This is a genomic window from Kocuria sp. cx-455 (assembly GCF_057707085.1).
The window spans coordinates 1-5,596 of the sequence record NZ_JBYIPM010000010.1; the positions used below are offsets into that span (position 1 = coordinate 1).

Sequence of the window (5,596 nt, forward strand, 5' to 3'; positions counted from 1 at the left end):
ACTGTTGATGTGTGTTCCGGCGGTGTCTTACTCTCCCACACCCTTCCGGGTGCAGTACCATCAGCGCTGTGGGTCTTAGCTTCCGGGTTCGGGATGGGACCGGGCGTTTCCCCCACGCTATAACCACCGGAAACTTGTGCCCGACCCCGTCACTCACACGTGGGTGTGGGTGGGGTGGGAAACCTGTTTCCTGGCCTGTGTGTGGACCAGTATTCACTTATCAAACCCCTGGGCTGTGGAACCCCCGCCATTGGGGGGTGGGGTTGTTGGTTGTCAACCACATAGTGGACGCGTGCACCCAACATTGATGATTGTTGGTGGTGTATAAGTTTTCGGTGTATTAGTACCGGTCAGCTCCACGTCTTACAACGCTTCCACACCCGGCCTATCAACCCAGTCGTCTACTGGGCACCTCACACCCCTCAAGGGGGTTAGGAAATCTCATCTCGGAGCAAGCTTCCCGCTTAGATGCTTTCAGCGGTTATCTCTTCCGAACGTAGCTAATCAGCGATGCTCCTGGCGGAACAACTGACATACCAGAGGTTCGTCCGTCCCGGTCCTCTCGTACTAAGGACAGACCTCCACAAATTTCCAACGCACGCAGCGGATAGGGACCGAACTGTCTCACGACGTTCTGAACCCAGCTCGCGTACCGCTTTAATGGGCGAACAGCCCAACCCTTGGGACCAACTCCAGCCCCAGGATGCGACGAGCCGACATCGAGGTGCCAAACCATGCCGTCGATATGGACTCTTGGGCAAGATCAGCCTGTTATCCCCGAGGTACCTTTTATCCGTTGAGCGACGGCCATTCCACAATGTACCGCCGGATCACTAGTCCCGACTTTCGTCCCTGCTCGAGCTGTCACTCTCACAGTCAAGCTCCCTTGTGCACTTACACTCAACACCTGATTGCCGACCAGGCTGAGGGAACCTTTGGGCGCCTCCGTTACTCTTTAGGAGGCAACCGCCCCAGTTAAACTACCCATCAGGCACTGTCCCTGACCCGGATCACGGGCCGAAGTTAGATATCCAGAGTGACCAGAGTGGTATTTCAACAACGACTCCACCCCAACTAGCGTTGGGGTTTCATAGTCTCCCACCTATCCTACACAAGCCACACCGAACACCAATACCAAACTATAGTAAAGGTCTCGGGGTCTTTCCGTCCTGCTGCGCGAAACGAGCATCTTTACTCGTACTGCAATTTCGCCGAGTTCATGGTTGAGACAGTAGGGAAGTCGTTACTCCATTCGTGCAGGTCGGAACTTACCCGACAAGGAATTTCGCTACCTTAGGATGGTTATAGTTACCACCGCCGTTTACTGGGGCTTAAATTCTCCGCTTCGACCCCGAAGGGTCTAACGGGTCCTCTTAACCTTCCAGCACCGGGCAGGAGTCAGTCCGTATACATCGTCTTACGACTTCGCACGGACCTGTGTTTTTGATAAACAGTCGCTTCCCCCTAGCCTCTGCGACCCCAACCAGCTCACACCGCACAGGATGATCACCAGCCAAGGCCCCCCTTCTCCCGAAGTTACGGGGGCATTTTGCCGAGTTCCTTAACCATGATTCTCTCGAACGCCTTAGTATTCTCTACCTGATCACCTGTGTCGGTTTAGGGTACGGGCGACTAAAACCTCACGTCGATGCTTTTCTCGGCAGCATAGGATCACCAAATTCCCTCACTAAAGAGAGTCCCATCACATCTCAGGTTTCATGGTCCGCGGATTTACCAACGAACCACCCTACATGCTTAGACCAGGACAACCATCGCCTGGCTTGGCTACCTTCCTGCGTCACACCTGTTAACACGCTTACCTCCCCGGATCAGGTCCCACGCTCCCCACACACGCCATCACCCCGAAGGGATCCGATCATGGTGGTTCGGGTGGTTAGTGTCCCCGGTTCGGTATGGACGGTTTTTCGCCGGTACGGGAATATCAACCCGTTATCCATCGACTACGCCTGTCGGCCTCGCCTTAGGTCCCGACTCACCCAGGGCAGATTAGCTTGACCCTGGAACCCTTGATCATCCGGCGGACGGGTTTCTCACCCGTCTTTCGCTACTCATGCCTGCATTCTCACTCGTTGAGGTTCCACCACTGGGTCACCCCGCAGCTTCACTACCCCAACGACGCTCCCCTACCCACAACACCACCTCAACCACGAACGGCTCGGATATCCGGTGTCATGCCACAACTTCGGCGGTGTACTTGAGCCCCGCTACATTATCGGCGCGGAATCACTTGACCAGTGAGCTATTACGCACTCTTTCAAGGGTGGCTGCTTCTAAGCCAACCTCCTGGTTGTCTAAGCAACTCCACATCCTTTCCCACTTAGCACACGCTTAGGGGCCTTAGTTGATGGTCTGGGCTGTTTCCCTTTCGACTATGAAGCTTATCCCCCACAGTCTCACTGCCGCGCTTACACTTGACTGGCATTCGGAGTTTGGTTGACGTCAGTAACCTTGTAGGGCCCATCAGCCATCCAGTAGCTCTACCTCCAGCAAGCAACACACGACGCTGCACCTAAATGCATTTCGGGGAGAACCAGCTATCACGGAGTTTGATTGGCCTTTCACCCCTACCCACAGCTCATCCCCTCCATTTTCAACTGAAGTGGGTTCGGTCCTCCACGCGCTCTTACACGCGCTTCAACCTGGCCATGGGTAGATCACCCCGCTTCGGGTCTAGATCACGCCACTACACAACGCCCTATTCAGACTCGCTTTCGCTACGACTACCCCACACGGGTTAATCTCGCGACGTAACACTAACTCGCAGGCTCATTCTTCAAAAGGCACGCCGTCACCCCAAAAGGCTCCGACGGCTTGTAAGCACACGGTTTCAGGTACTATTTCACTCCCCTCCCGGGGTACTTTTCACCATTCCCTCACGGTACTGATCCGCTATCGGTCATCAGGAAGTATTCAGGCTTACCAGGTGGTCCTGGCAGATTCACACGAGATTCCACGAGCCCCGTGCTACTCGGGAGAACATCAAGCCACGGTAACTGCGGTTTCGTCTACGGGACTCCCACCCACTACGGTCTGGCACTCACCACCAGTTCGACTACCACAACACCACAACCCCCGGGGTGGCGACCCCGAGAACAACGCATCCCACAACCCCGATCATGCAACCCTCGCCAGGTATCACACACAACCGGTTTAGCCACCATCCGCTTTCGCTCGCCACTACTAACGGAATCACTATTGTTTTCTCTTCCTATGGGTACTGAGATGTTTCACTTCCCCACGTTCCTCCTCGCACCCTATGAATTCAGATACGAGTGACCACGCATAACACGCAGCCGGGTTACCCCATTCGGAAACCCTCGGATCACAGCTCGTTTATCAGCTCCCCGAGGCATATCGCAGATTTCCACGTCCTTCATCAGCTCCTGATGCCAAGGCATCCACCGTGTGCCCGTAACAACTTATACGCCACACAACACAAATAATCATCAAAAATACACACCACACACCCACACCCCCACAAAGAGAGCGCACATGCGCGGCGTTCAAAGATGCTCGCGTCCACTATGTAGTTGACAAACAACAACCCACCAACACCACCAACCACCCCACACCAGGGGGCTTCGGTCATGTCCCAGGAAGTAACCAACAACCACCACCCACCACGGGTGCTGGGCTTGTTGATCGACAACCCAACAATGTGCCACCACACCACCACCACACACCACCCAAGGACATATTGATCCAAGGGGTTCCCGTGTGCGGGGCTCGTGCGTACGCCTGTTGATATTCCACCCATGAGCAAACCACCACCACCACAAAACGCGGTGATGCGTGGCGGCCACTAACCACCAAGGACCTGAAAACCAGGACCCCGGGCGCAACCACACGGCTGCTGGGCCTGCTCCTTAGAAAGGAGGTGATCCAGCCGCACCTTCCGGTACGGCTACCTTGTTACGACTTAGTCCCAATCGCCAGTCCCACCTTCGACGGCTCCCCCCACAAGGGTTAGGCCACCGGCTTCGGGTGTTACCAACTTTCGTGACTTGACGGGCGGTGTGTACAAGGCCCGGGAACGTATTCACCGCAGCGTTGCTGATCTGCGATTACTAGCGACTCCGACTTCACGTGGTCGAGTTGCAGACCACGATCCGAACTGAGACCAGCTTTTTGGGATTAGCTCCACCTCACGGTATCGCAACCCATTGTACCGGCCATTGTAGCATGCGTGAAGCCCAAGACATAAGGGGCATGATGATTTGACGTCATCCCCACCTTCCTCCGAGTTGACCCCGGCAGTCTCCTATGAGTCCCCACCATCACGTGCTGGCAACATAGAACGAGGGTTGCGCTCGTTGCGGGACTTAACCCAACATCTCACGACACGAGCTGACGACAACCATGCACCACCTGTACACCAACCTCAAAGAGGAAAACCCATCTCTGGGCCGGTCTGGTGTATGTCAAGCCTTGGTAAGGTTCTTCGCGTTGCATCGAATTAATCCGCATGCTCCGCCGCTTGTGCGGGCCCCCGTCAATTCCTTTGAGTTTTAGCCTTGCGGCCGTACTCCCCAGGCGGGGCACTTAATGCGTTAGCTACGGCGCGGAAAACGTGGAATGTCCCCCACACCTAGTGCCCAACGTTTACGGCATGGACTACCAGGGTATCTAATCCTGTTCGCTCCCCATGCTTTCGCTCCTCAGCGTCAGTAACAGCCCAGAGACCTGCCTTCGCCATCGGTGTTCCTCCTGATATCTGCGCATTTCACCGCTACACCAGGAATTCCAGTCTCCCCTACTGCACTCTAGTCTGCCCGTACCCACTGCACACCACGGGGTTAAGCCCCGGGCTTTCACAGCAGACGCGACAAACCGCCTACGAGCTCTTTACGCCCAATAATTCCGGACAACGCTTGCGCCCTACGTATTACCGCGGCTGCTGGCACGTAGTTAGCCGGCGCTTCTTCTGCACGTACCGTCACTTTCGCTTCTTCCGTGCTGAAAGAGGTTTACAACCCGAAGGCCGTCATCCCTCACGCGGCGTCGCTGCATCAGGCTTTCGCCCATTGTGCAATATTCCCCACTGCTGCCTCCCGTAGGAGTCTGGGCCGTGTCTCAGTCCCAGTGTGGCCGGTCACCCTCTCAGGCCGGCTACCCGTCGTCGCCTTGGTAGGCCATTACCCCACCAACAAGCTGATAGGCCGTGAGCCCATCCAAAACCAGTAAAACCCTTTCCACACACCCCCATACGAGGACGCGTCATATCCAGTATTAGACCCAGTTTCCCAGGCTTATCCCAGAGTCAAGGGCAGGTTACTCACGTATTACTCACCCGTTCGCCACTCATCCAACCCAGCAAGCTGGGCCTTCAGCGTTCGACTTGCATGTGTTAAGCACGCCGCCAGCGTTCGTCCTGAGCCAGGATCAAACTCTCCGTCAAAAAAAACAGACAGAAACCACAACCCACCACAAAGACAGGTCGTAGGATCCCAGCTGACACCCAACACCCCAAGGAAAACGGGAAAACACCCCAGAGCATCAGGCCATCAACCAAAAACAAAAAACATTTGGTATCAACAAACTAGGCACACTATTGAGTTGACAAACAACAAACCAC

The 5,596-nt window shown here is 55.3% G+C and carries 3 rRNA genes; all 3 read right to left on the reverse strand.

The window, feature by feature from the left end:
* Nucleotides 1–14: 14 nt before the first annotated feature.
* Nucleotides 15–131: ribosomal RNA gene (rrf, locus tag AC3ENJ_RS12685) — 5S ribosomal RNA — on the reverse strand.
* 189 nt (nucleotides 132–320) lie between these two features.
* Nucleotides 321–3,446, reverse strand: a 23S ribosomal RNA gene (locus AC3ENJ_RS12690).
* Nucleotides 3,447–3,891: 445 nt separating this feature from the next.
* Nucleotides 3,892–5,419 (reverse strand): 16S ribosomal RNA (locus AC3ENJ_RS12695).
* Together the 16S, 23S and 5S rRNA genes form the textbook arrangement of a ribosomal RNA operon.
* Nucleotides 5,420–5,596 lie beyond the last annotated feature (177 nt).